The sequence below is a fragment of the Dietzia sp. E1 genome (assembly GCF_014145015.1).
Taxonomy (GTDB): Bacteria; Actinomycetota; Actinomycetes; order Mycobacteriales; family Mycobacteriaceae; genus Dietzia; species Dietzia cinnamea_A.
The window spans coordinates 1-3,781 of the sequence record NZ_JAALDU010000466.1; the positions used below are offsets into that span (position 1 = coordinate 1).

5 protein-coding genes are annotated in these 3,781 nt (G+C 69.3%); 1 reads left to right on the forward strand and 4 read right to left on the reverse strand.

Annotation, left to right across the window (positions count from 1 at the left end; all coding sequences use genetic code 11):
* Positions 1 to 139: 139 nt before the first annotated feature.
* The gene (locus G6030_RS14030) at positions 140 to 1,342 is read right to left on the reverse strand and encodes a TerC family protein (protein ID WP_007633392.1); all 1,203 of its coding nucleotides are present in this window, start codon (positions 1,340 to 1,342) and stop codon (positions 140 to 142) included.
* A 121-nt stretch (positions 1,343 to 1,463) separates the two neighbouring features.
* A complete protein-coding gene (locus G6030_RS14035; RefSeq protein ID WP_007633391.1) occupies positions 1,464 to 1,937 on the reverse strand; it encodes a DUF4442 domain-containing protein in 474 nt (157 codons plus the stop codon).
* A gap of 149 nt (positions 1,938 to 2,086) precedes the next feature.
* Between G6030_RS14035 and G6030_RS14040 the strand changes: the two genes are divergently transcribed.
* Positions 2,087 to 2,278, forward strand: coding sequence for a ferredoxin (locus G6030_RS14040; RefSeq protein WP_007633389.1), 192 nt, complete (start codon positions 2,087 to 2,089; stop codon positions 2,276 to 2,278).
* On the opposite strand, the gene G6030_RS14045 is transcribed toward G6030_RS14040, so the two are convergent.
* Positions 2,265 to 2,870, reverse strand: a complete 606-nt coding sequence (locus G6030_RS14045) for a maleylpyruvate isomerase family mycothiol-dependent enzyme (RefSeq protein ID WP_182643552.1) — start codon at positions 2,868 to 2,870, stop codon at positions 2,265 to 2,267. The genes G6030_RS14040 and G6030_RS14045 overlap by 14 nt on opposite strands.
* A gap of 129 nt (positions 2,871 to 2,999) precedes the next feature.
* On the reverse strand, positions 3,000 to 3,781 hold a 782-nt coding region (locus G6030_RS14050; RefSeq protein ID WP_182643553.1), incomplete at its 5' end, for a glycosyltransferase family 2 protein.

Below are 3,781 nucleotides of genomic sequence, written 5' to 3' on the forward strand. Positions count from 1 at the left end.
GGCCGCCGTGCTGCGGGCCCGGTGGCCGTCGTCCGAGGTCCGCTACCCGCCGGCCGATGACCCCGCGGCCGACCCGCACGGGATGTGGTCCGGCCCGCGGCGCTGAGGCCGCGGGCCGGGATGCCGTGGGTACGGCGGATCAGCGGGTGTAGTCGGTGGCCTTCTCGTAGCGGCCCTGCTCGTCCCAGACCCGGCGCAGGAGCTGCTCGAGCTCCCACACGTCGCCCTCGCTGCCGAAGTACTTGCGGTCGATCGTGCCGAGCTTGTCCTCGTTCTCGAGGATCTTGCTCCACAGCCGGGCGCGCTCGACCGGGTCGTCGGTGAAGTCCTTGTTGAGGTACTCCCGCGAGTAACGCTTGAGGTTGCCCAGGACGGTGAGGGCCTTGCCGGCGGGGCTGACCAGCGACGCCACGATGGTCACGACGAGCACCACCACGATCACGCCCAGCGACAGCAGCGTGGGCACCTCGACCACGTCGACGTGCTCGCCACCGTTGATGAACGGCAGGTTGTTCTCGTGCAGGGCGTGCAGCACCAGCTTGACGCCGATGAAGCCCAGGATCGCCGCCAGGCCGTACTTGAGGTAGACCAGCCGGTCGAGCAGGCCCTCCAGCAGGAAGTACAGCTGGCGCAGGCCGAGCAGCGAGAACGTGGTGGCGGTGAAGACGATGAAGACGTTCTGGGTGAGGCCGAAGATTGCGGGGATCGAGTCCAGCGCGAACATGATGTCGGTGCCGCCGATGGCGACCATGACGATCATCATGGGCGTCATGACGCGCTTGCCGTTCTCGACGGTGAACAGCTTGTCGTGGTCGTAGTGATCGGTCGCCGGGATGACCTTCTTGGCGAACCGGACCATGACGTTGTCGACCTCGTCGTCGTCCTCGTCATCCTCGGCCAGCAGGCGGCCGGCGGTGACGATGAGGAACAGGCCGAACACGTAGAACAGCGCGCTGAACTGGTTGAGCAGTGCGGCGCCCACGAAGATGAACGCGGTGCGGGCGATGATCGAGAAGACGATGCCGAACAGCAGCGCCTTCTGCTGACCCGCCTTGGGCACCTTGAAGCTCGTCAACAGCAGGAGGAACACGAACAGGTTGTCCACCGAGAGCGCCTTCTCGGTGAGGTACCCGGCGAAGTACTCGATACCCATGTCCGTGCCGCCGAAGATCCACACGGCGAAGCCGAACAGGACCGCGACGCCCACGTAGAGCGAGGACCAGATGGCCGACTCTTTGATCGTGGGAATGTGCTCCTTGCGCACATGGAAGAAGTAGTCGAACAGGAGGAGTGCGACGATCAGGCCGACTGACAACGACCATGCGAGCGGGGTGGCTCCCAACGGGGTTTCCTTTCCGGGGAGGGCCGGTTGACCGGATCATCCTACCCGCGCGCGGCGGTGTCGACCCCCCGACGGATGCTCGCCGCCCGTCGGCACGGATACGTTCGCGCAGGTGGCGGCGCTACTTGCGGCGGCGGATGAACATTGTGTGTCGCGCCTCGACGACCGTCCTGCCGCGGCTGTCGGTCACGACCGCGGTGTGGACCACGCTGGTGCTGGACCGTGTGGTCAGCTGTTCGCGGATCGAGTCCGCCTCCGCGTGCGGCACCTCGACGACGCACCGGAGTCGGCCGCGGCCGGGGGAGCGGAAGTCGATCGTCGCGGACTTGGTCCACACCTGGTAACCGGTGCCGAGCTGCCCGGACAGCAGCGCCCCGTAGAGCACGTCGGTGGCGGCGAACAGCGCGCCGCCGAACGCGGTGCCGTTGGTGTTGGCCGTCCACGGGGCCACGTGCATGTCGAGCTCCCCGCGGGTCCAGTCCGGCGCGACGTGGCGGATGCGGATCCCCGAGCCCAGCAGGGGTGGATAGAGCGAGGCCAGGACCGGGAACGCCCGGGGGCTCGAGGTGTATCGGTGCAGCAGCGTCTTGGGCACGGGGTGAGCTTAACTTACCGGCGGGTCAGTTCGGGGCGGCTGCGATCCGCTGACGAAAACACGAATTCCCTAGACAAAAAGCACCGATTTGTCTAACTTCAGGGGTCCGACCACGGAACCGATCGTGGCCGACGACGAGGAGGCACGTCATGAGGATCATCGTGGATCCGGACCGGTGCGAGGGCCAGGCGGTGTGCGTCGGGCTCGCCCCCGCAGTGTTCGAGCTGGGGGACGACGACGAGGTGGTGCGCGTCATCGTCGACGAGGTCCCCGAGGAGCACGAGAAGCGGGCACGGAAGGCCGTCGCGAAGTGCCCGATGGCTGCTCTCAGAGAGGCCTGACGGGCCACGCCCCCGGATCGCGTCCGGTCAGCGCCAGCGCCGTGTCCCGGGCGGGGACGTCCGGCCCCTCGTAGCCGGGCACCGGGGGATCGAAGAGTTCCGGGGCCGGGTTGTCGGCGAGATCTGCCCGGACGAACTCCAGCACGGCCCGATCGAGCTCGTCGCCCCACCGCAGGTCGATCCGCTGGGAGACGGCGAGATCCCACGCGTGGACGGCGAGGTCGAACACCTGTTGCGCCAGGTAGTGCTTCGCGGGCGCCAGCCCGTAGGACAGGTGCACCTCGTCGTCGTCCGGGGTCCCTCGCCACGCCGCCGCGACCGGCGCCTTCACCGACTCCCAGTCCGCCACCAGCTCCGGCCCCGAGGCGTCGCGCAGGCGACGCAGGCGGTCCTCGAGGTCGTCGGCCACCTCGTCGACCGTGCCGCCGGCGAGCAGGCCCGGCACCCAGAGCTGCTCGTCCACGACGTGGGCCAACACCTCGCGCGTGGTCCAGTCGCTACACGGGGTTGCGGCGTCCCAGTCGGTGACGGCGGGCAGCACCTCGTCGTACAGGTCGGCGGCGCGGGACTGCAGGGCGATCCAGTCGGTCATGCCCCCATCCTGCCGCATTCCCGCACACCGGCACTCGGGCTCGCCCTCCCGAATCCGCTACCTTCCCTCGGGATCCGCTACCCCTGTGGGCATAGCGGATCCGGAGACGGGGTAGCGGATTCTCGCGGATCAGGCGCCGGGCTTCTCGAATCGCTCGCCCGCGCCCATGCGCTGCAGGCGCAGCCACTCGCGGAAGCCCGCCGGATCGCGGCGCGAGACGAGGAAGTACCAGCCGAAGCGCACGATCTCCTGGGGGATGAGGCGCCGGTTGCCGGGCTGGGTGAGGACGTAGCCGCGGTTGCGGTAGGTGAAGTGCCGCTTGACCGGGTCGTCCGGGAACTGCGTGTGCATGCGGCCGCCGAGGATGGGCTTGAACTCGTCCGAGCCCTGCGGGTGGAGGTAGGCGGTGGTCAGGCAGGTGCCGAACGGCAGGCCCGATCGGACGAGGCGGCGGTGCACCTCGACCTCGTCGCCCCGGATGAACAGGCGCAGGTCGGGCACGCCCACGCGGTCCAGGCAGTCGGCGGTGAACAGGGCGCCGTTGAACAGCGACGCGATGCCGGGCAACAGGTCCTCGGCGTTCTCGCCGTCGCCGGCCGCGCCTGAGCCGGTGACCAGCTCCGAGCGCCGGCGCCGCCACACCAGGCCGCGCCGCAGGGGGAAGGCCAGTCGGTCGGGGTCGGCGAGGTCGCACACCACCGGCGAGACCTCGGCCAGGCCGTGGCGGTCCATGCAGCCCAGCAGCGTGGCGAGCACCTCTGGTCCCTCGGGGCGGCCGTCGTCGTCCGCGCACCACACGAGGTCCGCGCCGGTGGCCAGCGCGTGCAGCATGCCCAGTGCGAAGCCGCCCGCGCCGCCGAGATTGTGCTTGGAGCCGATGTACGTGGCCTCGACCGGCTGCGACTCGACGA